Below are 21,573 nucleotides of genomic sequence, written 5' to 3' on the forward strand. Positions count from 1 at the left end.
TCGAGATGACCCCGAGGCCGATCAGCCCGACGCGGGTCGGCCGGTCCGTGGGCCGGTTCACCGGGCCACCGCCTCGGGGAACGCGATGCCGCGTTCGGCGGCCAGGGCGGTCAGCTCGGCGTGCCGTTCGGCGGACAGCGGGACGCCGTGCTCCCGGTGGTGCGCGGCGGTCAGCTCCTCGGGCCGGCCCGGATAGCTGACCGGGCGGGCGGGATCGAGGGGCGGGCAGTCGAGGAGCGCGCCGAAGAGCCCGCCGGCCTCGGTGTGGAAGTCCGGCCCGGGACGCAGCGCGCCGGGGGCCAGGACGAGGGCGGTGAGACCGATGTCGTCGTCCCGCCCGCTGGGCCGCCCGTCACCGGTGAGCGCCTCCGGGGCGGGGCCGAGCCCGGCGCCGGGCACCAGCGCGGCCAGCACCTCGACCATCAGGCCGAGCCCGTACCCCTTGAACGCGCCGGTCGCCGGGTCACCGCCCAGCCAGCGCAGGAAGCCCGTCCCGGCGTCCAGGGCCAGCGGGTCGGTCACCGGGCGGCCCCCGGCGTCCTCCAGCCAGCCCTCCGGGATCGGCTCCCCGGCCCGCGCGGCGGCCCGCACCCTGCCGGTCGGCACCACCGTGGTGCTCATGTCCAGGACGTACGGGGGCAGGTCACCGGCGGGCGCCGCGACGCTGAAGGGGTTCGTGCCGAGCATCGCGGCCCGGCCGCCCGGCGGGCGGGCGATGCGCTGACGGCCGCAGTTGGAGGCGAGTACGGCGACCATGCCGCGCCGGGCGATCCGCGCCGTGTGATACCCCGCGCAGCCGAAGTGGGTCGCGTCGCGCATGGTCACCAGGGCTACACCGGTCTCCTGGGCGCGGTCGGCGGCCAGCTCCAGCGCCTCGGTCGCCGCCCACAGGCCGAGGGAGCGGCGTCCGTCGAGGAGGACGGCGGCACCGGTGTCGGTGATCTTCTCCGGTTCGGCGGTGGCGTCGATCCGGCCCGAGTCGAGAGCGGGCAGGTACAGCCGCGTGAGGTTGGTGAGGCCGTGCGAGGTGAGCCCGGTGAGGTCGCCGTGCACCAGCGCCCGCGCGGCGGTGCGGGCCCGCCCCTCCGGCACCCCGCGATCGGCGAAGACCTCGGCGGTGAAGGCCACCAGGGCGTCGTGGGAGACGCTCACCCCGTCGTGCGTCGGGGCTTGGGTCGGCTGGGTCACTGTCGTATTCCTCCCGTGGCGGCGCGGTGCCGGGCGGCGAAGCGGACGAGGATCCCGCTCACCGCCCCGGCGAAGGCTTCGAGATCGGACAGGTCGGCGAACTCCCCTGCCGCGTGCGCGTGGTTGCGGCCCAGGTCACCCGGGCCGAGGACGGTGGTGCAGGCGCCGGGCAGACCCGCCGCCCACACCGCGTCACAGGTGAAGGCGGGCTCGTCGGCGGGCCACCGGGTGAGCCCGCCGCGCTCCAGCAGGTCTACGGCCCAGGGGTCGGCCACGGGCACGAGCGCGGGCAGGCCGCGCTTGTGCCACTCGACGCGCGTGATCACGGCGGCGTCCGCCGCGGTGCGGGCCAGGTCCCGGTGGCCGCCGTACGTCTCGGTGAACTCCCGCAGCCCCTCGGCGACTTCGCGTTCCAGATGACCGGCCAGGGCCAGACCGGCGGCCGAGTCCGGGTAGGAGCAGTTGAGCAGCAGCCGGCCGCTGCCGTACACCCGGTTGTGCAGATGGCCGGTGTGCAGACCGGCCACGCAGACCTGGCCGCCGCCCGCCCGCTCGGGCAGCCTGGCGGCGAGCCGCTGGGCGAGATGGCCGAGCAGGACGGTGGCGTTGTGCCCGGCGGCGGGGCGGTCGTCGATGGCGTCGTCGCCGTCGACCCGGACGCACGCGGTCATCGAGGCCGTCGAACGCGGCAGCAGCCGCATCCCGGTGGGTTCGCAGAACAGGTTGAGCCGGCCGTACCAGCCGTCCCGGATCAGCGGCCGGGTGCCGAACACGCCCATGGCACCGCCCTCCTCCCCGGACACGGCCTGGATGAGCACCCGGGTGCCGTCGGCCAGGCCGGGGGAGGTGCCGAGCGCCGCACGCACCCCGGCCAGCAGCGCCACGGCGGGCCCCTTGGCGTCGATCGCCCCGCGCCCGGTGAACCGCTCCCCGTCGAACCCGACCGGTTCGAGACCCGCGACGGTGTCGAGATGCACGTTGAACATCACGGTGTCCGCCTGCGGCAGCGCGGGCCCCAGCGCCAGCACCAGCGAGGGCTGCACGGCGAGAAACCCGGGATCCTCCGCGACGGCCCGCCGCACGGCGAGCGGCACTTGATCGTCCGTCAGCCCGGCCGGATCGGCGGCGGCGTGATGCACGACGGTGAAGCCGAGTTGGCGTGCGGTGTCGGCGTAGGCGTGCTGGGCGTCCCAGAGTCGGGGTTCGCCGTCGCCCTCCAGGGGGCCTGCGGTGGGGAGTTCGAGCAGGTGGAGCAGGAGTTCTCGTTCCCGGGGGGTGAGTCGGGCGTCCGTCATGGCGTGGCCTCCCTGGTCGGCCCGGTGGCGGGGTGGTGTGCCAGGGTGAAGCCCGGTCGGCGTGTGGTGTCGGGGCGGGCGTGTTGGGCGTCCCGTAGTTGGGGTTCGCTGCGGCCTTTCAGGGGGTCTGTGGTGGGCGGTTCCAGTAGGTGCGGTCGCGGTTCCCGTTCCCCGGGGTTCAGTCGGACGCCCGTCATCGTGTCGCCTCCCCGGTCAGCCCGGCGGCCAGCGTCTCCAGGGCGCGGCCGTACCGTACGAACTCGGTGATGCCGTCCTGACCGGCGTCGGTGCGGCCCTCGTGGGGGCGGACCGTGCGGTGCGGTTCGATGGACCAGGTGCCGGTGTAGCCGTGGTGAAGCAGCAGCCGCAGACAGTCCGCGACGCGGCAACTCCCCTCGCCGGGCAGGGTGTAGACCGCCCCGCCCGCTTCGGCGCGGGCGTCCTTAACCTGGACGTGGTCCACCCACGGGACGAGCTCGGTCAGCAGGTCGTAGGCCTCGTAGCCGTACGCCACCCCGTTGCCGGTGTCGAACACCAGCCGCAGCGCGGGGCTGTCGACCTCGGACAGCAGGCGCAGCGCGCGGGCCGCGTCGGCGCCGGCCCAGCCCGCGCAGTTCTCGTGGAGGAGGACGAGCCCCGCGTCCTCGGCCTGCCGGGCCAGGCGCGACATCCGGTCGACCACCAGACGGGCCCACTCCGGTTCGGCCAGCGGGGCGGCCGGGTCGTTCGGGTACGACATCACGCGGATGTGGCGGGTGCCGAGCGCGGCGCACCTCGGGGCCAGCCGGGCCAGCTCACCGCTGTCCAGAGTGAAGTCACCGGTGATCGGGCGGGCCCAGTTGGCGATGCGTGAGTCCACGCACACGACGTCGAGACCCGCCTCGCGCAGCGCCCCGGCCACCCGGTCGAAGGCGGCGTCGTCGAGGTCGGCGAGGGCGGTGCCGTCGATGTCGCGCAGCTCCACGGCGGACCAGCCCAGTAGCTGGTGGGCCCGGACCTGACCGGCGAGGCCTGGGGCGGCCTCGTCGCCGATACCGGCGAAGCGGATACCGGGCGGCGGCCGGAGCCCGGACGCTCCGGTGACGGTCCCGGCAGCGGTGTCAGCCCGCATGGCTCACCCGCCGTCCAGGATGTCCGGCCGGTGGGAGGACGTCCCTGGGTCCTGGCTGCCGGCTCGCCTCCTTGGCGTCGGCGAGCAGCTCCACCACGCGGGAGGCGAGGCGCAGTTGGGGTTCCAGCGCGCTGCCGTCGCCCAGGGCGCGGTAGGTGTCGACGAAGTACGCGGCCAGCGCGTCGTCGGGGAAGACCTCCCAGGTCTCCGGACCGCCGGTGCGGCTGAAACGGAGCTGGGCGTAGTGGTCGTCCTCGGCGCCCGGGTAGTGCGCGACCGCCCGGCCGTCGGTGAACCCCAGTTGGACGCGGCGCTCCCGGACCGGTGCGGTGAGGTCCGAGACGATCCGGCTGATGGCCTGCTGGTGCCGCAGGACCAGTTCGGCGCGGCCCATGCCGGGGACGACGGTGTCGCCGATGTGCATGTCGGCCAGTTCGGCGCCGGCCAGGACGGCGTCCCCGGCGAGCCGCAGACAGACCCCGAGGGAGTGCGGGGGTTCGACGTCGAACGCGGTGGGGTGGCCGCCGTCGGCCAGGGTGCGGCTCATGCGCGGCTTGCTCTGCCGTACGTCGATGGAGCGCAGTTCACCGAGCTCGCCCTCCTCGACGAGGCGCGCCAGGCGCGCGGTGAGCGAGCTGGCCAGCCAGGGCGCGACGACCGCCAGACGCAGCCGCTCGGTACGGGCGAGTTCGAGGATGTCGTGCACGGCCCGGCGCTCCACCGACAGCGGCTTCTCGACGATGATCCGGCGGAACCCGGCCGCCGTCAGCTCCCGCAGCAGCCCGAGCCGGGCCACCGGCGGGGTGCACAGGTGGACGACGGTCCGCTCGGGGTCCAGCAGGGTGCGGGCGTGGGCGACCGACGAGACCGGGCGCAGCTCCTCGGCCCGCGCGGCCGCCGTGGGGGCGAGCGGATCGAGGGTCAGGACGGGGGCCGGGTCGAAGAGGTCGGGGTGGTTCCCGGCGGCGCGCAGTCTGCGCAGGACCGCCCAGTGCAGTCCCAGGCCCGCCCGCCCGAGCCCGATGATCAGTGTCCGTTCCATGCCTGGTACGGCTCCTCTCAGCGGTCCCGGTAGGCCACACGTGCGGTGAGGTCCATCAGCTCGGTGCGCCACCGGGGCACCAGGGGAGCGTCGGACACGGCCCGGCGGGCCTGGTCGACCAGGTGTGCGATGCGCTGTTCGACCTCGTCGGCGACACCGGTCGCGACGAGCAGGCCGCGCATCCTGGCCGCGCCGTCGGGTCCGGCGGGTGCGGCGGCGAGTTCCCTGATCCGTTCGTCGCGGCGCACGGCGAGGCTGAGCAGATAGCTCATCTTGAACCGGTCGAGGTCGAGACCGGTGGGCTTGCCGGTGTCCTCGGAGTCGCCGAAGGCGTCGATGAGGTCGTCCCGGAGCTGGAACGCCTCGCCCAGCGGCAGTCCGTACCCCTCGAAGACCTCGGCGAGGTCTGCCCGGCCCGCGAGGGCGGCGCCGAGCTGGAGGGGGCGGTGGATGGTGTAGCGGCCCGACTTGCAGACCGCGATCCAGCGGGAGAGCTCAGGGTCGGCCACACCCTCGGCGGCGACCGCGATGTCGAGGTACTGGCCTACGGTGACCTCGACCCGGGTCTCGTCCCAGACCGCCCGCGCCTCCTCGGGCAGGGTGCGGGTGAGCCGGTCGGCGTAGACGTGCGCGAGGTCGGCGGCGAGGTTGGCGACCCCCTCGCCGTAACGGCGGGGCTCGCCGCGCAATCGGCGTGCCCGGTGGTCCTCCGCGTGCCGTTCGTGCGCGGTGACGGTGCCGCGGCGCAGCGGGGAGTCGTCGAGGACGTCGTCGCGCAACAGGGCGAAGCTGTGCAGGAGTTCGAGGGCGGCAGCCGCGTCGACGGCCGGCGCGGCGGCGGGATCGCCCCCGGCGGCGAGGTGGCCGAGGAGACAGAACCGGGGGCGCAGCAGCTTGCCCTTGGCGGTGGTGATGGCCGTGACGGTGTCGACGAACGCGGTGCAGCGCGGGTCGACGGCGGTCCAGCGCGCGCTCTCCTCGGCGAGGACGGAGTGGATGCGCTGCTGGACGGCGTCCAGTGACCGGGTGAGGACGTCGTCGTCGCTCATGCCGTGCCCTTCAGGTTGGCGGGCAGTCCGAACACGACGTCCTCGGTGGCGGTCCGCTCGACCTCGACCGTGGAGTAGCCGAGTGCGGCGAGCCGGCGCAGCAGGCCGTCGACGAGGGTGCCGGGGGCGCTGGCGCCCGCGCTGACGCCGACCGAGTCCACTCCGGCGAGCCAGCTCTCGTCGAGGTCGTCCGGACCGGGGACCAGATGGGCGGCGGTGCCGGCGTCGCGGGCGACCTCCACCATGCGTACGGAGTTGCTGGAGTTGGCGGAGCCGATGACGAGCACCAGACCCGTGCGGGCGGCGACGGCCTTGACCGCGTTCTGGCGGTTCTGGCTGGCGTAGCAGATGTCGTCGCTGCCCGGCCCGCGCAGATCGTCGAACCGTTCCTCCATCGCCTCGATGATCTCCCTGGTCTCGTCCAGGGCGAGGGTGGTCTGGGTGAGGTAGGCGAGCGGTGCGTCGCGGGGCAGGTCCAGCGCGCGCACCTCGTCCACGGTGGAGACGACGAGGGTGCGTTCGGGGGCCTCGCCGTAGGTGCCCTCGACCTCCTCGTGCTCGGCGTGGCCGATGAGGAGGATCGTGCGGCGGTCCTCGGCGAACCGCCGGGACTCCTGGTGCACCTTGGCGACCAGGGGACAGGTGGCGTCGATCACCTGGAGTTCGCGGTCGGCGGCGCCCCGGCGCACGGCGGGCGAGACACCGTGGGCGGAGAAGACACAGATCGCGCCGACCGGCACCTCGTCCTCGGAGTCCACGAACCGCGCGCCGCGTGTCTCCAGGTCGTGCACCACGTGTTCGTTGTGGACGATCTGCTTGCGCACATAGACGGGAGCGCCGAAGCGTTCCAGCGCCGCCTCGACGATGTCGATGGCCCGTTGCACACCCGCGCAGAAACTGCGGGGCTCGGCGAGAACCACGGTTTTCCCGCGCTGCTTCGTCGGTTTTTCCAGGCTTACGGAATTGTCCAGCGATTCCAAGGAGAGCACTTCCTCTGTCACCCGCTATCGGACACGCGACTGTCGCCGGCACCCACGTCACGGCGGATGCGCCGGGCCCATCCGCCTGTTCCCGGCCGATGGGCCGGCAGATGTGGTGCGGATGCTGTGCGGCGACGCGAAGGCGTTGCCAGAAAACTGCGTCAGGCCGGGTCGGTGTGTCAAGCGCCTTACCCCCGCAGCGAGTTGACAGCCCGTCGGCCGGTTCGCTCCGCACCCGTCCGACCTGCTGGTTCGCCGCTGGAAAACCCCGGCATGACTGATGTTTGCCGGGTCCGCGCACCAGGGACTGACAAGGGTTTGCCATTGCCTCCGGGAAAGGGAGCGGCTTGGCTTCGCACATCCACAACTCCGCCCGGCACACGGAGGATTACCGCGTGATCTCCCCTACCCGGAGCACCGATCGAAACAAGGAACCGGAAACAGAACACCCGGTTCCGTTCTTCACCCAGGCCGGTACCTTCAGCGACTGCTGGCCGGACATCAGCCGCCATCTCGGCGAGATGTTCGACCGTGGTAAGTATTCCCACGGCAGACAGGTCGCCGAACTGGAGAAGGCGCTCGCCGAATACACCGGCGCACGGCATGTGGTGGCGGTCAACAGCGGGACGGACGCCCTCGTCCTGCTGCTGCGAGCCTGCGGAGTCGGCCCCGGCGACGAGGTCGTCGTACCGGCCTTCAGCTTCGTCGCCTCGGCCTCCTCGGTGGCGCTCGCCCGTGCCACTCCGGTGTTCGCCGACATCGACCCGCAGACCTACTCGCTCGACCCGGCCTCCGTCGCGGCGGCCATCACACCGCGCACCAGGGCGATCATGCCGGTGCACCTGTTCTGCCAGCTCGCGGACATGGGGGCGCTCGGCGCCCTGGCCGAGCGGCACGGGCTCAGGGTGGTGGAGGACAGCGCGGAGGCGATCGGCATGCGCCGCGCGGGTGTGCACGCCGGGCTGCTGGGCGACGGCGGTGTGCTGTCGTTCTTCCCCACCAAGACCCTGGGCGCGCTGGGCGACGCCGGGGCCGTCCTGACGGACGACCCCGAGGTGGCCGAGCGGGTGGCGATCCTGCGCCATCACGGCCGGATGGGCCGCACGGTGGACCACATCGCCGGCATCTCCAACCTCTCCGGGGCCTCGGGCACCAACAGCAAGATGGACGACATCCAGGCATCCGTGCTGCTCGGCAAGCTGCCCCGGCTGGACGCGGCGATCGCCCGGCGCGCGGAACTCGCGGCTGCGTACACCGAGGCGCTGAGCGGCGTGCCCGGCATCCTGCGGCTGCCCACGGTGGCCGTACGGGACGTACCGGCGGACCCGGTGTTCTACGTGTACGTGATCGAGGCCGAGCGCCGGGACGCCCTGGTGGAGCACCTCACCCGCGAGGGCATCGGCACCGAGGTCTACTACCCGACGCCGCTGCACCTCCAGCCCTGCTTCGCCGAACTGGGTTACCGCCGGGGCGACTTCCCGCACGCGGAGGCCGCCTGCGAGCGCACTCTCGCGCTTCCCTTCCACCCCGACCTCGGCCTCGACGACGTGCACCGGGTGTGCGAGGCCGTCCGCCGCTTCTGCACGGGGGCCGCATCATGAGGACTCTGCCCTTCTTTCCGCCCGATCTCTTCGAGGAGGACCGCGAGGCGCTGCTGTCGGCCGTGCGCGAACTGGGCACCGGCCCCGGCCAGCGGTTCATCCTGGGCGAGCGCACCGCCGAGCTGGAGGAGGCGCTGCGCGAGGAGACCGGCGCCGGCCATGTCGTCGCCTGCGCCAGTGGCACCGGGGCGCTGGAACTGTCCGTGCGGGCGCTGGACATCGGGCCGGGCGACGAGGTGATCGTGCCGGCCTTCTGCTGCCAGCCGGTGGCCAGTTCGGTGGCGAACGCGGGCGCCACCCCCGTCTTCGCCGACGTCGACCCGTGGACCATGGTGCTGGACCCCGACGCGACCAAGTCGCTGATCACCGAACGCACCAAGGCGCTGATGCCGGCCCATGTCTTCTCGATCATGGCCGACATGGAGCGGCTGGGGGAGATCGCCGGTGAGCACGGGGTCGCGCTGATCGAGGACGCGGCGGTCGCCCAGGGCGCCGTCCTGGACGGCCGGCCCGCCGGCCGCTGGGGCGATCTCGGGGTGTTCTCCTTCTTCCAGGTCAAGGCGTTCGGCACGGCGGGCGAGGGCGGGGTGGTCCTCACCGACGACCCCGAACTGGCCCGGGCCGCCCGGATGCTGCGCAACCACGGACAGGACGGCGTGCACCGCTTCCTGCACCACCGGATCGGCCAGAACAACCGCTTCGACGAGGTGCTCGCCGCCTTCCAGCTGCACCGGCTGGCCGGCTTCCCGGACCGGCTGGAGCGCCGCGCGCGGATCGCCGACTACTACACCGAGCGCTTCGAGCCGCTGCGCGAGCGCGGGGTGCTCGCCCCGCCGGCCGGCCGCAACGGCCGCTGCTACTACGTCTATTCACTGCTCGTCGACCGCCGCGAGGACCTGCGCTCATACCTGACGGAACGTCAGATAGGCAGTCACATCTACTATCCCGTGCCGTTGCCCCGGCAGCCCGCCTTCGCGCCCTGGGCCGCTTCGGACGGCAGTTGGCCCAACGCCGAACGGGCCTCCCAGCGCAATCTGGCCATCCCGATCTGGCCCCATCTGACCGACGCCGAGGTGGAGTTCATCGCCGACACGGTCTGCGAGTTCTACACGTGAGAACGCGAGAACAGTCCAGGGAGACCAATATGACGAGCCCGCCGGCACAGCAGGACTACGTCTTCGACCCGGTCTGGGAGAAGGAGACCGAGCGGCTGCGGACCAACGAGGCGATCTGGGACCCGGGCACCCTGGAGCGGCTGGCCGCGCTGGGCGTGGGACCGGGCTGGAACTGCCTGGAGATCGGCGCCGGTTCGGGTTCCGTGGCGAGCTGGCTCGCCGCCCGGGTCGGCCCGGCCGGCCGGGTCCTCGCCACCGACCTCCAGACCGAGCGGCTGGGCGCGCTGGCCGCGCTGCCCCATGTGGACGTCGTACGGCACGATCTGCGGGCGGAGGAGCTGCCGCACGCGGCCTTCGACCTCGTGCACTCCCGCATGGTGCTCCAGCACCTGCCCGACCGGGCCGCCGCCGTGGCCCGCATGGTGCGCGCGCTGCGGCCCGGCGGGGTGCTGTTCCTGGAGGACACCGACTCCTCCACCCTCTTCCGCTCCTTCCTCCCGGAGGACTTCCTCCAGGACGTGCGGGCCGCCGGGTACGGGCTGATGCGCGAGTCGGGCCACGATCCGCGCGGTGGCCATGTCGACCTCCAACTGGTCCTCGCCGCCGGTCTCGACGCGACGGCGGAGGGCCGGGCGGTGATGGTGCGCGGCGGCTCCGAGCAGGCCCGGCACTACATGCTGTGGCTGGAGTTCATGCGACCGCGCATCGTGGCCGCCGGACTCCTCGACGACACCCGGATCGACGCCGCGCTGGCCGAGATGGCCGACCCGGCCCACCACTGGCTGAGCCAGGTACTGATCAGCACGGTCGGCCGCAAGGCGGGCGGGGCGGAGCCGCCGCGATGACGGCGACGACCTCGGCGCAGGCCCGCCCGGGAGTACGGGAACGGGCGGGCGCGTACGCGAAACTGGCGAAGCTCTCGTTCTTCGACTACTACCTGTGCGTCCTCGTGGTCGTGACGCTGCTGCCCACCGCCGCCTGGCGGGAGCCCGGAACCTGGTGGGCACTGGTCCTGTTCGACGCGGGCTGGGTCGGCATCGTCGCGGCCACGGTCGCCCTGGACGACGTCACCGGACTGCGGGACGGCAGCGACGCCCGCAACTACGACCCGGGACAGGCGCTGCGTTCCCGGGACCGCAAACCGCTGCTCGACGGCAGGCTCACCCTGCGGCAGGCGCTGCGCTTCGGCTGGGGCTGCGCCGTCGCGGGGAGCGTCCTGTGGGCGCTCACCGCGCTGGTCGCACCGCACCGGCCCTGGTGGGCGCTGGCCGCCGCGGGCTTCTCGGTGGTCATCAGCGTGCAGTACTCCTACGGCCTCAAGCTCAGCTACCGGGGCGGCCAGGAGGCGGTCATCTGGCTGAGCACCGGGCTGTGCGTACTGGTCCCCTTCGCCCTGCTGAACGGGGAGATGACCGGCGCGGCCTGGCTGGAGTGCTTCCTGTTCGGGCTGTGGAGCCTGATGGTCTCGGTCTACTCCAACATCAACGACGTGGACGGCGACCGGGCGGCCGGCCGCCGCAACCTGGCCACGACCGTCTCCCCGGGCGCCTACCGGGGCCTCATCGCCGGGCTCTCGCTCGCCGAGACCGCCGCGATCGTCCTCGCCGCGGCCGTCGACGCGGTGCCGTGGTGGTTCTGCGCGTTCCTGCTGCCCGTGGTGGGGATGCGCGCCCGGCAGGCGCACGCCGGGCTCGTCGCGCGCCAGGTGCTGGCGGCCCGCAAGCAAGGCGTCACCATCCACCGCTGGGGCGTCGTCCTCCTGATCGCGGCGAACCTGCTTCTCGTGCACAACGGCTGAAAGGGCACACCATGTCCCAATCGATGAACGGCGGTGCCCCGCGACCCACGGGCCGCCGGGTGGCGGTGGTCGGCCAGGGGTACGTGGGCCTGCCGCTGGCCGTACGCGCGGTGGAGGCGGGCCACACCGTCGTCGGCTACGACGTGGACGCCGCCCGGATCGCCAGGCTGCGGTCGGGCGACTCCTACGTGGAGGACGTGGACGAGCCGCGCCTGGCCAAGGCACTGGCCTCGGGGGCCTACCACCCCACGACCGACGCGGGCGACCTCACCGGCTTCGACGTGGCCGTGGTCACCGTACCCACGCCACTGCTGGACGACGTACCCGATCTGACCTGCATCGAGGAGGCGGCGCTGACCCTGGCCGCTCGGCTGCGGCCGGGCGCGCTGGTCGTCCTGGAGTCCACCACCTATCCGGGCACCACCGAGGACGTCTTCGGGGCGCTGCTGGAGAAGGAGAGCGGACTGCGCCCCGGGGCCGACTTCCACCTCGGCTACAGCCCCGAACGCATCGACCCCGGCAACCAGCGCTGGACCCTGGAGACCACACCCAAGATCGTCTCCGGAGTGGACGCCGAATCCCTGCGCCGGGTCGAGGAGTTCTACGGCACGGTGGTGGACCGGACCGTCGCGGTGCGCGACACCAGGACCGCCGAGCTGGCCAAGCTCCTGGAGAACACCTACCGGCACGTCAACATCGCCCTGGTCAACGAGATGGCGGTGATCGCCCGCGAACTCGGCGTGGACGCCTGGGAGGCGATCGACGCGGCCTCCTCCAAGCCGTTCGGATTCATGCCCTTCTACCCGGGCCCCGGGGTGGGCGGCCACTGCCTGCCGGTCGACCCGCGCTATCTCTCCTGGCGGGTGGAGCGTCAACTCGGCCGCCGGTTCCGGTTCGTGGACCTCGCCAACGACGTCAACAGCCAGATGCCGCACTACGTGGTGCAGCGCCTGGTCGAGGCGCTCAACCAGCTCCAGCGTCCCGCGAACGGCTCCCGGGTGCTGCTGCTGGGGCTCGCGTACAAGCGCAACAGCGGCGACGCCCGGGAGTCCCCGGCGCTGCGCGTCGCGGAGCTGCTCCTGCGCACCGGCGCCCAGGTGCACGCGGTCGACCCGCACGTCCGGGAGACCGCGCCGCTGGACGCCCGGGTGCGCAGGGTGGAGCTGACCGAGGCGGAGGTGGCCGCCGCCGACGCGGTGGTGCTGCTCACCGACCACGACGACTTCGACTACGACGTGGTGCTGCGCGGCGCCCGGCACGTCCTGGACTGCCGGCGGCGGCTGCGGCCCGCCGCCAACGTCGAGATCCTCTGATGGCCTGGGCCCCCGGCGGCGGCGCCCGGCGGGTGTGGCGGGACGCGTCCCTGTCCGCCGTCGTCGCGGGGGCCGTCGCGGTCGTGGTCTCGTTCGCGGGCCCGCTGACCATCGTGGTGCGGGCCGCGCACGCGGGCGGCCTGGACGAGGCGCGGCTCTCCTCGTGGATCTGGGCGGTCGCCGTGGGCAGCGGCGTGACCGGGCTCGTACTGACCCTGCGCCACCGCGTGCCCGTCGTCGCGGCCTGGTCGACGCCGGGCGCGGCGCTGCTGGTCACCCAGTTGGACGAGATGCCGTACGCGACGGCCGTCGGCGCGTATCTGGCCGCCGCCGCGCTCACCGTACTGGCGGGGGTTACGGGCTGGTTCGACGCGCTGATGCGGCGTATTCCGGCCGCCGTGGTCTCCGCCGTACTGGCCGGGATCCTGCTGCGGTTCGGCCTGGAGGCCTGCCGGGCGCTCCAGGACGCCCCCGCCGTGGCCGGGGTGATGCTGGCCGGGTACGTCGTCCTCCAGCGGGTGGCGCCCCGGTACGCCATCGCGGCGCCGCTCGCCGCGGCCGTCATGGTGGCGGCAGTCACCGGCACGCTGTCCGTGGGCGGTGTGCGTCTGGCCCTGGCCCACCCCGTGTTCACGGTGCCCGCGTGGCCCGGCGCGGCCCTGGTGAGCCTGACGCTGCCGCTGTTCCTGGTCACCATGTCGGCGCAGAACGCGCCCGGGGTGGGGGCGCTCAGGGAGGCGGGGTACGCGGTTCCGTCGGGGCCGCTGGTACGGGACACCGGGGTGGCGTCCGCCGTCTTCGCGCCGTTCGGGGCGCACGCGCTCAACCTCGGCGCGATCACCGCGGCCATCTGCGCGGGGCCGGACGCGCATGAGGACCGCGACCGCCGGTACGTGGCCGGATTGAGCTGCGGGGTGCTGTACATCGCGGTCGGTCTGTTCGGGACCACCGTCGCGGGGCTGTTCGCCGCGCTGCCGCCGGCCCTGGTCTCGGCGGCGGCGGGCATCGCCCTGCTGGGCGCCCTCGGCGGGAGCCTGTCGGGGGCGTTCACGGAGGCACGCGACCGTACCGCCGCGCTCGTCGCGTTTCTCACCACCGCCTCCGGTGTCACCCTGATGGGACTCGGGGCGGCCTTCTGGGGTCTGGTTCTCGGAGTGATCTGCCGGGCCGTTCCGATCCTGACAAAGCGAAACGCGAATTCGATCGACGAGCCGGTGCGGCGCGAATAAGCCAATCAAATCGGCCGGAAGTTCCCCGCGTCCCGTTGGCCGTATGCTTTGCGTTGGAGCTCACGCAAGGTAACGAACGGGGAATATCGTGCCGAGCAACAGAATTCAATCATCGCGACGCAAAAAATTCACGACCGGGATATCCCGGTGACGGCCGGGGCGCTCGGCTCCGGGGAACTGCGCTCGCAACTGATCATCGACACACCGTCCCGGGCACCCGGTCACCGGACCACCCTTGTCGGACGCGACCTGGAGATCCTCACCCTCTCCGCCCAGCTCGGCCGGGAGGAGCACCGGCTGATCACCCTGACCGGCCCCGGCGGCGTCGGCAAGAGCCGGCTGGCCTGCGCGGCCGTGGCCGACGTCCAGATCGCCCGGGTCGCCTATCTCGACCTGCACGAGACGGTGGGCGGCGACGGCCTCACCGAGACCCTGGCCGAACGGCTGCCCGACGAACCCAGCCTGCTGGTCCTCGACGGCTTCGAGCAGGTCGCCGACGCCACCGCCGAAGCCGTCGACACCCTGCTGAGCAGCTTCCCCCGGCTGCGCGTCCTCACCACCAGCCGCCGCCCGCTGTGCCTGTACGGGGAGCGGCTCTTCCCCGTGCCCCCGCTGCCGACACCGACCCCGCCCTACCGGCAGGACGTCCTGGAACTCCAGGACCACGCCGCCGTGGAACTGTTCGTCGACCGGGCCCGGGCGATCGACCCGTCCTTCGCGCTGACCGCGCAGAACGCCCGGGCGGTGGCCGAGATCTGCACCCGCATGGACGGGCTGCCACTGGCCATCGAACTGGTCGCCGAGAAACTGCGGCTCTTCCGGGTGGACAGCCTGCTGACCCGGCTGCGCGAGGGCCGGCCGGTGCTCGGCGGCGCCCACGCGGCGCGCTCACCCCTCCACCGCAGTGTCCGCTCGATCACCGAGCACAGTTTCCGGCTCCTCGACGAGGAGCAGCGCGCGCTGGTCACCCGGCTCGCGGTCTTCACCGGCAGCATGAACCTCACCACCGTCGAGGAGTTCTGGGACCTCCCCGCCCACCGCACGGAACAGGTCGTGGAGACCCTGGTCGGCCACCATCTGCTGCGGGTGACGCCGGGCGGCGGGGAGCCGCGGTTCACGATGTTCAACACCGTCCGCGAGTTCTGCCTGGAGCGGCTCGCGGCCACCGGAGAGCTGCCGGACGCCCGGCGCCGGCACGCGGAGCGCTTCCTGGCGCTGGCCCTCCTGGCCGAGGACCGGCTGACGGGTCCGCAACAGGCGCAGTGGCTCCAGCGGCTCGCCCCGCTGCACGAGGACATGCTGGCGGCACTGACCCATCTGGAGACGAGCGGCCGCCGTACGGACGCGGCACGCGCCGCCCTCGCCCTGCACCGCTTCTGGCTGGTGCGCGGTCATCTCGACCTCGGCGAACAGTGGCTGGCCAAGGCGTCGAGCACGTTCCTGGCCCTCCCCGGCCACGGGGCGCTGAACGCGCGGGCGGAGGCGGCCCGCGGCCAGTTGGCGCTGGCCCGCGGCAACGCGCGGCTGGCGGCGGACTGCTTCAGGCACGCGGCGCGGGCCTTTTGGGAAGCGGGCGACATCGTCCACGAGAAGGCCGCGCTGGCCCAGCTCGCGGTCAGCCACCGGCCCGCCGGGCCCACGGCGGTGCGCAAGGCCGCGGTACGGCTGCTCCAGGCGGCGGCCGGAGAGGGGGCGACCGCCGACGCGGCGAACGCCGCGCTGGCCCTGGCCACCGGCAGCCGCCTCATCGACGCCAAGCTCGCCGCCGATCTGCTGGACACGGCGAACGCGCTGTTCATGCGGGCCCGGGACGTCCGGGGCGAGGGCCTGGTGCTGGCCCTGCGCGGCGCGCTGGCCGACTCGCGCGGCGACCAGGCGCTGGCGGAGCGGCTCCTGTGGGAGAGCCTGCACAGGCTGCGCGCCATCGGGGAGCACACCATGCTGCCCTCCGTCCTGGAGGAGCACGCGCTGCACGTGTGGCGCCGTCTGCCGCACCAGGGACACCGGGTGGCCCGGCTGCTCGCCGCCGCGTCCGCCCTCCGCGAGGCGACCGGCGCCCACCCACGCCTCGCCGTCGGCGACGCGGAACCCGCGCTGCGCGACGCCCGCCGACTGCTGTCCGGCCCCGAGTACGAGGCGGCCCGCCGCGAAGGCCGGGTGCTCTCCGCCGACGCCGCCGCGGGCGAGGCCCTCGCCGTCGGCCCGCCCGCACCCGAGCCCGCCTCGGCGGTGTCCCGCCCGGTACAGCTCACGGCCCGTCAGTACGAGGTGGCCATGCTGGTCAGCCAGGGCCTGACGAACCGCCAGATCTCCCAGCAGCTGCGCCTGTCCGAGTGGACCGTGGTCAACCACGTCCGCCAGGTCATGCGCCGCCTGGACGTACCCTCCCGCATCCACGTGGCCCAATGGGTCATGGACCGCCAACACCGCAACGGCCACGGCGCGACACCGGAATGACGGCGCCCTGACCACCTGTCCCGCCCGGCAGGCAGCGCCGACCACGCCCGGCACACGCGGGGCCGGGCGCCATGTGAACGTCCGGCACGCGCTGGGCCGGGCGCCGCGTGAACGTCCGGCACGCGCGGAGCCGACGGCCGGCCACCGTTGGCGAGCCGCCGATCGGCGTTCAGCGGCGATTGCGGGGCGCTGTTGACCGGCGGGCGGCCTGGCCTGGCCTGGCGCGGGTCCAGGCTGCCGGGGTCCGTTCGGGGACTCGCCGGCCGGCTCCCGAAGTTCCCGGGGGGCGGCCTGGGGTGCGCCCGGTAGCCGGTGCGGTATCCGGTGCTCGTGGGCGTTGCGTGGCGCGGGGCCGAGCCGGCGTCCGGGGCCGGCCCCGGACCCCGGACCAGGAGGATCGGGACCGCCGGCGTCGCTCAGTCGCCTGCCTGTACCCGGCCCAGTTTCTCCGGGTTGCGTACCGCGCGTACCGCCGTGATGCGGGGGTGGCCGTCCAGCACGTCGATGTCCGCGGTGACCACGGCGAACACGCCGGCCGGGGTGGTCAGTACGGCGGCGGGGGCGCCGTCGTGCTGTTGACGCATGAGGACCGTCAGCTCGGCCGGGTAGCGGCCCGCCGTGGACACGAAGTACTCGGCGATGGCGGCGGCGCCGTGCAGCGGGACGCGCGGGGTCTCCGCGTGGCCGTTGCCGTCGGCCCACATCGTCACGTCGGGGGCCAGCACCGCCATGAGCGACTCCATGTCGCCGTCGAGACACGCGGCGAGGAAGCGCTCGGTGATCTCGCGGGCCTGGCGGCGATCCGGCTCGAAGCGCCGTTGGCGCAGCCGCACATGGCGCCGGGCCCGGCTGCCGAGCTGCCGTACCGCCGGCTCGGTCCGGTCGACCGCCTCGGCGACCTCGGGGAAGCTGAAGCCGAACACCTCGTGCAGCACGAACACCGCGCGCTCCAGCGGCGACAGCGTCTCCATCATCACCAGGACCGCCATGCTCAGGGACTCGCCGAGCATGGAGGATTCCATCGCCACGTCGGACGACACCAGCAGCGGCTCGGGCAGCCACGGCCCCACGTACTCCTCGCGCCGAGCCCGGCTGCGCCGCATCTGGTCGATCGCCGTGCGGGTGACGGCCCGCACCAGATAGCCGCGAGGATCACCGACCCCGTCCCGGTCGACGCGCTGCCAGCGCAGCCAGGTCTCCTGGACGACGTCCTCCGCGTCGACGACCGTACCGAGCATGCGGTACGAGATGCCGAACATCAGCTGCCGGTACTGTTCGAACGGATCCGAGGTCCCGGACCGCTCGGAGACGGCTGTCGCCTCGGCCATGACTCCCCGTTCCCTCAGGTCCATCAGGATCGGCGCTCGTCGCGATCGCTCGTCAACTGCCCTGCCGAGTCTACAATCATGGCCTTCAACCGTTCGTACCTAATCTTGCCGTTCTCATTGCGCGGCAGCTCCGGCGACACCTCCAGGAGCCGGGTCGGCAGATACCACCGTGTCATGCCGCGTTCGACGAGGATGCCCACCAGTTCCGCCAGCGTCGGGCAGCGGTCCCCGTCGGCCACGACCACGGCGCACGAGCTCTCGTACCCCGGCTCCTCCTCGTAGCCGACCAGCACCACTTCCCGTACCCCCGGGTGGCGCAGGATCTCCTGCTCGACCTCCGCCACCGGGATCATGAACGTGGCGCCGACCCGCCGGCTCGCCCGGCCGGCGAAGCGGATGCCGCCCCGGCCGTCCTCGCGGACCAGGTCCCCGGTGTCCAGCCAGCCGTCGTCGTGCTGCCACGTCTCGTGGAACGGCTCCCCGGAGCCCGGCTGCCAGAACCCGACGGCCAGCGAGGCGCCCCTGACCAGCAGCCGGTGAATGCCGTCGCCGCCCGGATCCGGGAGCAGCCGCGTCTCCAGGCCGGGCAGTGGTGAACCGTCGCTCTTGGCGGCCCAGTCGCAGGGGTCGTCCTCCCGGGTCCGGAAACCCATGCCCGCCTCGGTCATCCCCCAGCACGAGCGCACCGGCACCCGCAGTTCGTCGTGGATCGCCCGGGCGAGGTCCGCCCGTACCGGGGCGGCGCCGGTCATCACGAACCGCAGCGAGGGCAGCGACCGGGGGCGCCGCCGCTGCTCCGCCAGGAGCTGCTGGACGAAGGAGGGCGCCAGGAACGTCTGGGTGACCGAGGCCGACGACAGCAGTTCCAGATACCGCTCCGGCGCCCACACGTCCTGGTAGGCGCCGGTGCCCCCGGCGAGGATCGGGCCCCATACGCAGTACAGCAGGCCCGCGGGACCGGTTATGGGGTGCGGGGTGCTGAACACCTCACGGGCGGCCCAGCCCCGCGCCACCGCGCCGGCCCCCGCCCCGGTGCCCGCGTACAGGGTGTTCTCGGTGTGCAGCACCGCCTTGCGTTCCCCGGTGGTGCCGGAGGTGAACAGCAGCATGCAGACCCGGTCGAGCGCCTCCCCGGTCGGCAGGCGCGGGGGAGCGGACCGGTCCTCGTGCGGGGTGCGCAGAAAGTACTCACGGAAGTCGACCGCCCAGGGCGGCACCCGCTCTCCGTGGACGACGGTGTGGCGCAGCCAGGGGAGCCGGGTGGCGATCTCCCCCAGCGCGGCCACACAGTCGTACCCCTCCCAGGTGTCCACGACCACGCACACCTGGGCACGGGCCGCCGCCAGCATGTGCTCCAGCTCCAGGGCATGCAGCGTGGGCAGCAGGGGTACGGCGATCGCGCCGGTCCAGCAGCAGGCGAGGGTGAGGGCCGCCACCTCCCACCAGTTGGGCAACTGGAACGCGACGCGATCACCCCGGCGCACCCCGAGGGAGGTCAGCGCGGCGGCGAACCTCCGTACGTGGAAGGCCAGTTCGGCGTAGCGCACGGTGGTGGTACGGCCGTCCTGCGCGCTGTAGACGACGATCGCCGGGTCGTCGGGGTGCTCGGCGGCGACCCGGAGCAGGTCGTGCAGTACGGAGGTGTCGCGCCACCAGCCGCGTTCACGGAACCGCTCGGCGACGTCCCCCGGCACCCGCAGCCCGGCGGCGCCGTCCATGGACCAGGGGCCTTCGACGAGCGGCTCGGTCACGGACGGTTCGCCGCCCGCGGCGCGGAGACGATCTCGGGCTCCGGGTCGACGGCGTCCGTCACGTACTTCACACCCCATGCCTCCTTCTGGAGGAAGTGCAGCCCCAGGGTGCTGACCCCGACCACCTGTTCGACGATCACCCCGTCCTCGATGCGTACGGTGTGCTGCTCGATGCTCGATCCGCGCTCACCGGTGGGCTCGTTGCCGAAGTACGGGCCGGTGTTGTGCCAGTGCAGCGCGAACCGGAAGGCCGCCCGGGTGCCGTCGGCGCTGTAGAACTCGTCGTGCAGGACGGCCCGGATGCCGGGGTGGGCGCGATGGATCTCCTGGCAGAATTTCAGCAGGAATTCCACGCCCTTCACCCCCCAGACGGTGGGCGCGTACATGGTGACGTCCGGGGCGTACAGCTTTTCCAGGGCGGCCCAGTCCTGATCGCCGAGCGCCGTGATGTAACGCTGGATGACGGTCGTTTCCGGCATGGAAATTCCTCCTAGAAAACGAAAACGGTGCGAAAAACAGGAATGCGGAGATCCGTGAAGGCGGCGGAAAGCAGCGGAAGCGAGAAGTGGGGATTCCGCTACTCCGCCGCCCGGGCCGCGTCCGCCCCGGCGCGCGGTTCCGCCGACGCGTCCGGCTCCGGCTCCGGTCGCGGGGCCGGCGGCGGCAGAAGCAGCGCGAGGCCCGCCGCGACGACGGCCACGGCGACCGTCAGGAACAGTCCGTAGCGCACGGCGTCGGTGAGCCCGTCCGCGTACACGGGGTCCGTGAGCCGGCCGGCCTGCTGCCGCACCTCCTTCGGTACGCCCTCCGCGGCGAGCCGGTTCTGGAGCAGCGCGCCGACCGTCGCCGCGCCGACGACGGCGCCGATCTGCCGGAACGTGGTGAACATGCCGGAGGCGACACCGGTCAGCCGCAGCGGGATCTCCTGCATCGCGAGGGTGCTGGTGGGCGCGAACACCAGGCCCATGCCGACGCCGAACACGATCTGGCCGGGGATGACCGCCCACACGCTGGAGTCCGCCCGGGCCATGGACGCCGTGAGGGCGATTCCGGCGCCGAAGACCAGCAGCCCGGGGACGAGGAGCTTCCGGCCGCCCAGTCTGGCGACCGCGTTGCCCGCGACGGGTGCCACGAACAGCGAGACGAGCGGTCCCGGTACGAGGGCCAGGCCGGCCTCGCCCGCGGACAGCCCGAGGACGGACTGGAGGTAGAGGGTCAGCGGCAGCAGTACGCCGATGGACCCGAAGAGCAGCATCGCCCCGAGCACCGCCGAGACCGTGAAACTGCGGCTGCGGAACAGCTCGAACGGGACCAGCGGACGGCGGTCCTGGCGGGCCCGCTGGTGCAACGCGAAGACCCCGAGGAGCACCACGCCGAGCGCCAGCACCAACGGAATGCTGATGACGGACTCGATGGTGCCCCAGTCGTAGCGCTCGCCCTCGATCAGCCCGTACACGATCAGGCTGAGGCCGGCCGTGGACAGCACGGCGCCCGGCAGGTCCAGCGAGGTCTGCTGCCCCGTCCGGATGTCGGGCACCACGACGACCGCGCCCACCAGGGCCGCCACGCCGATCGGCACGTTGATGAAGAAGATCCAGCGCCAGTCCAGACCGGAGACCAGCGCGCCGCCGACGGTGGGTCCCGCGACGGTGGCGAGGCCCGCTACCGCCGACCACACGCCGAAGGCCGCACCGCGCCGCTCCGCCGGGAAGACGGCGCTGATCAGGGCCAGGGTCTGCGGCATCATCACCGCGGCGCCGAGCCCCTGGACCGCACGGGCCGCGATCATCTGCCCCGGGGTGTCCACGAACCCGCACACCGCCGAGGCCACGGTGAAGACCGCGAGCCCGGCGGTGAAGGTGCGCTGGGCGCCGAACCGGTCGCCGAGGCGTCCGGAGAGCAGCAGCAGCGCCGCGAAGACCAGCATGTAGGCGTTGGCGAACCAGAGGATGTCGTCCAGCGAGGCGCCCAGACCCGCGGCCATCTCGGGGATGGCGATCGTGACGATCGTCGTGTCAAGCAGCGTCATGAAGAAGCTCGCGCAGAGTACCGCCAGCACCAGCCAGGGGTTCCGCCGCTGAGCTTCCGGTGCGTCCGTGCCCATCCTGTCGCCTCTCGTTCGTAGTCGTGTGGGGTGCTTCACCAGGACCGACGCAGCCGGGCACGGAACCGTGACATGGGTGGGGCAACGGAGAGGCGACGGATATGTGCGCAGGCTGATCCGCGAGGCATCACCGCCCACTCCCGGCATCCGAACGCCGACTCCACCCCGTCCCCCCACCCCGTCCCTGTCGCCACCCCCCGCCCCGCCCTCAG

At 73.0% G+C, this 21,573-nt stretch carries 17 protein-coding genes; 7 read left to right on the top strand and 10 right to left on the bottom strand.

The features are described 5' to 3' along the window. Nucleotides 1–57: 57 nt before the first annotated feature. The 6 genes from AOK08_RS04325 to ispH all read right to left on the bottom strand — a co-directional run bounded on the left by AOK08_RS04325 (nt 58) and on the right by ispH (nt 6,665). Nucleotides 58–1,188, bottom strand: coding sequence for an Ldh family oxidoreductase (locus AOK08_RS04325; RefSeq protein ID WP_055523793.1), 1,131 nt, complete (start codon nt 1,186–1,188; stop codon nt 58–60). Continuing rightward, nucleotides 1,185–2,483, bottom strand: coding sequence for a M20/M25/M40 family metallo-hydrolase (locus tag AOK08_RS04330; protein ID WP_055523794.1), 1,299 nt, complete (start codon nt 2,481–2,483; stop codon nt 1,185–1,187). Before AOK08_RS04330 ends, AOK08_RS04325 begins: the two co-directional genes overlap by 4 nt. Before the next feature lie 193 nt (nt 2,484–2,676). Beyond that, a complete protein-coding gene (locus tag AOK08_RS04335) occupies nt 2,677–3,594 on the bottom strand; it encodes a sugar phosphate isomerase/epimerase family protein (RefSeq protein ID WP_079053810.1) in 918 nt (305 codons plus the stop codon). Beyond that, complete coding sequence (locus tag AOK08_RS04340) at nt 3,584–4,636, bottom strand: Gfo/Idh/MocA family oxidoreductase (RefSeq protein ID WP_055523796.1); 1,053 nt, start codon at nt 4,634–4,636, stop codon at nt 3,584–3,586. Before AOK08_RS04340 ends, AOK08_RS04335 begins: the two co-directional genes overlap by 11 nt. 17 nt (nt 4,637–4,653) lie before the next feature. Further along, nucleotides 4,654–5,685 (bottom strand): polyprenyl synthetase family protein, encoded by a 1,032-nt coding sequence (locus AOK08_RS04345; RefSeq protein WP_055523798.1) that lies wholly within the window; start codon nt 5,683–5,685, stop codon nt 4,654–4,656. Next, on the bottom strand, nt 5,682–6,665 hold the full coding sequence (gene ispH, locus AOK08_RS04350; RefSeq protein ID WP_241826819.1) for a 4-hydroxy-3-methylbut-2-enyl diphosphate reductase: 984 nt from the start codon (nt 6,663–6,665) through the stop codon (nt 5,682–5,684). The genes AOK08_RS04345 and ispH overlap by 4 nt, the downstream gene beginning before the upstream one ends. Before the next feature lie 395 nt (nt 6,666–7,060). Between ispH and AOK08_RS04355 the strand changes: the two genes are divergently transcribed. The 7 genes from AOK08_RS04355 (at nt 7,061) to AOK08_RS04385 (ending at nt 16,178) form a co-directional block, all read left to right on the top strand. Continuing rightward, complete coding sequence (locus AOK08_RS04355; protein WP_055523817.1) at nt 7,061–8,266, top strand: DegT/DnrJ/EryC1/StrS family aminotransferase; 1,206 nt, start codon at nt 7,061–7,063, stop codon at nt 8,264–8,266. Further along, on the top strand, nt 8,263–9,381 hold the full coding sequence (locus tag AOK08_RS04360; RefSeq protein ID WP_055523820.1) for a DegT/DnrJ/EryC1/StrS family aminotransferase: 1,119 nt from the start codon (nt 8,263–8,265) through the stop codon (nt 9,379–9,381). Before AOK08_RS04355 ends, AOK08_RS04360 begins: the two co-directional genes overlap by 4 nt. A 29-nt stretch (nt 9,382–9,410) precedes the next feature. Beyond that, nucleotides 9,411–10,226 (top strand): class I SAM-dependent methyltransferase, encoded by an 816-nt coding sequence (locus tag AOK08_RS04365; RefSeq protein WP_055523801.1) that lies wholly within the window; start codon nt 9,411–9,413, stop codon nt 10,224–10,226. Further along, the gene (locus AOK08_RS04370) at nt 10,223–11,179 is read left to right on the top strand and encodes a UbiA family prenyltransferase (protein ID WP_055523803.1); all 957 of its coding nucleotides are present in this window, start codon (nt 10,223–10,225) and stop codon (nt 11,177–11,179) included. The genes AOK08_RS04365 and AOK08_RS04370 overlap by 4 nt, the downstream gene beginning before the upstream one ends. Before the next feature lie 11 nt (nt 11,180–11,190). After that, nucleotides 11,191–12,492 (top strand): nucleotide sugar dehydrogenase, encoded by a 1,302-nt coding sequence (locus AOK08_RS04375; protein WP_079053811.1) that lies wholly within the window; start codon nt 11,191–11,193, stop codon nt 12,490–12,492. Next, nucleotides 12,492–13,721: a benzoate/H(+) symporter BenE family transporter gene (locus AOK08_RS04380; RefSeq protein WP_055523806.1), complete on the top strand. Its 1,230-nt coding sequence runs from the start codon at nt 12,492–12,494 to the stop codon at nt 13,719–13,721. The genes AOK08_RS04375 and AOK08_RS04380 overlap by 1 nt, the downstream gene beginning before the upstream one ends. 147 nt (nt 13,722–13,868) lie before the next feature. Next, complete coding sequence (locus AOK08_RS04385; protein WP_055523808.1) at nt 13,869–16,178, top strand: ATP-binding protein; 2,310 nt, start codon at nt 13,869–13,871, stop codon at nt 16,176–16,178. A gap of 416 nt (nt 16,179–16,594) precedes the next feature. Here the strand turns inward: AOK08_RS04385 and sigJ are convergent, their stop codons facing one another. The 4 genes from sigJ to AOK08_RS04405 form a co-directional block, all read right to left on the bottom strand. Further along, nucleotides 16,595–17,506, bottom strand: a complete 912-nt coding sequence (gene sigJ, locus AOK08_RS04390; protein ID WP_055523822.1) for an RNA polymerase sigma factor SigJ — start codon at nt 17,504–17,506, stop codon at nt 16,595–16,597. 23 nt (nt 17,507–17,529) lie between these two features. Continuing rightward, nucleotides 17,530–19,257, bottom strand: coding sequence for an AMP-binding protein (locus tag AOK08_RS04395; RefSeq protein ID WP_055523810.1), 1,728 nt, complete (start codon nt 19,255–19,257; stop codon nt 17,530–17,532). Then, on the bottom strand, nt 19,254–19,736 hold the full coding sequence (locus tag AOK08_RS04400; RefSeq protein WP_055523812.1) for an ester cyclase: 483 nt from the start codon (nt 19,734–19,736) through the stop codon (nt 19,254–19,256). Before AOK08_RS04400 ends, AOK08_RS04395 begins: the two co-directional genes overlap by 4 nt. A 98-nt stretch (nt 19,737–19,834) precedes the next feature. Continuing rightward, complete coding sequence (locus AOK08_RS04405) at nt 19,835–21,361, bottom strand: MFS transporter (protein ID WP_055523814.1); 1,527 nt, start codon at nt 21,359–21,361, stop codon at nt 19,835–19,837. Between the last annotated feature and the right edge of the window lie 212 nt (nt 21,362–21,573).

Source organism: Streptomyces graminilatus (genome assembly GCF_001418565.1).
Taxonomy (GTDB): Bacteria; Actinomycetota; Actinomycetes; order Streptomycetales; family Streptomycetaceae; genus Streptomyces; species Streptomyces graminilatus.